Here is a 1,602-nt window from a genome sequence, read left to right on the forward strand (position 1 = left end):
ATGGCCTTATGCCCTGTCCACGCGGACCGACATGCGTCCTTGTCAGTGAGCTGGGTCAACGGTCACCGCGGCGGCATGGTGCTTTTGCATTGCCACGGCTGCAACGCCTCTGCTTTGGAAATTGCCGAAGGCCTTGGCCTGACCATGGTCGAGCTGTTCGACGAACCTCTTCCCGAGCGCGATGCACTCACTCGGGTCGGCCGTTCGGCTCAACAACGGAGTGCGGGTCGACGACGTCCTAAAGGCGGGCGGTTGCCGGCTCGAATCGCCGTAGCTGCACCAGACCCCAAGATTGAGCACAGTTGGGTTCGAGTCAGGGTCTACCCATACGTGTCGGCGGACGGCACCGTCGTCCAAGAAGTCATCCGCGAGGAATGCAGTTCCTGTGACGGCGCACGTCACAAGCAGTTCCGGCAGTTGTTTGTCAGTGCCAACGGCACCCGTCTCAAGCGCAAGCCCGACGGTTTTGATTCTGTCCTTTATCAGCTTCCCGCCCTCTTGTCCGCCCTGTCTGAGCGGTCACCGGTCTGGTTGCTCGAAGGCGAGAAGGACGTCGAGACCGCTGAGATATTGGGGTTGGTCGCGACCACCAATGCGCAGGGTGGGCTGAGCTTTCCAGTTACCTCCGCTGAGCTCTTCGAGGGTGCAGAGGTCCGCGTCGTCCTCGATAGAGATGGCGCTGGATGGAAGCGCGGCATAGAACTTGCGTCATTGCTAGGTGGAGTTGGCGCACAGGTTCAGTTGTTGCTCCCTGCGATAGTCACCCCGAAGTCTGATTTCACCGACCACGTCGAGGCTGGGCTGTGGTCGGACGAGGACGAATGGGGTGGGTTTACTCCGGTCCGTCCTGGAGAAGTCGCAGCACATAGCTTCGCTGCTGACGTGGTCGAAAAGCAGGCCCTTGTCGAGGTCGCGCTCGCTGAGGCTGTAGCGCGTATCGATCTAGCTGACACGCAGGTCGAGTCCGATGAAGAGTTGGTGCGCGCTCAGCGCTGGGCTTTGGAGGCTGAGCGCCGTTTTGAGCATCTGAGCGAGCTCGTGGACAAAGTCGTTCAGCAGGCAGCCGAGGAGGGGACCGAGTGGGCTGGCGAAGCCGTCGAGTCCGCGACGATTGCTTGGAATGCGTCTCGGGTGGCGGCGCGAGCTGCTCATGAGGTCGCCGGCGTCGCGATCCCTCCGCTGCTGCAGGATCCGGAGCTCGAACCCGCGCCAGTCACTGAAGCTAACGCGGACGAGGCCACCGCGGCGAACGGTCCGTCTGCGACATCGGTCGTGGTTCGCAATGGCATCCGCGGAACCAATTTCATCGCCCCTGTCTATCGAATCATCGAAGGGAACCTCGTCGAGATCGTCACCAGGAAAGACGGCGATCAGCAGGCAAAGTTGGTGCTGGATATCGATGCTCGCATCGTCGAGATGGAATATCTCGAAGTCACCGACGATGGGGTGGACGTCGACGAGCCTGATTTGATGGGCCGCGAAGCGATGGCCGGTCAGAGTGAAATTAACCCTGCCTCGCCGCAAGAGCTGACTGCGGTGATCATCGGATACACGCATCCGGACAGCCGTGAGTTTCTGCGGGTCCGGATCCCGGCAAAGGAG

At 61.0% G+C, this 1,602-nt stretch carries 1 pseudogene; it reads left to right on the forward strand.

Annotated elements, in window-relative coordinates:
* Nucleotides 1-45: 45 nt before the first annotated feature.
* Nucleotides 46-1,602, forward strand: a pseudogene (locus tag ACH4F2_RS36010) (telomere-binding protein); the annotation flags it as partial.

The sequence above is a fragment of the Streptomyces sp. NPDC017890 genome (assembly GCF_044328675.1).
Classification (GTDB): domain Bacteria; phylum Actinomycetota; class Actinomycetes; order Streptomycetales; family Streptomycetaceae; genus Streptomyces.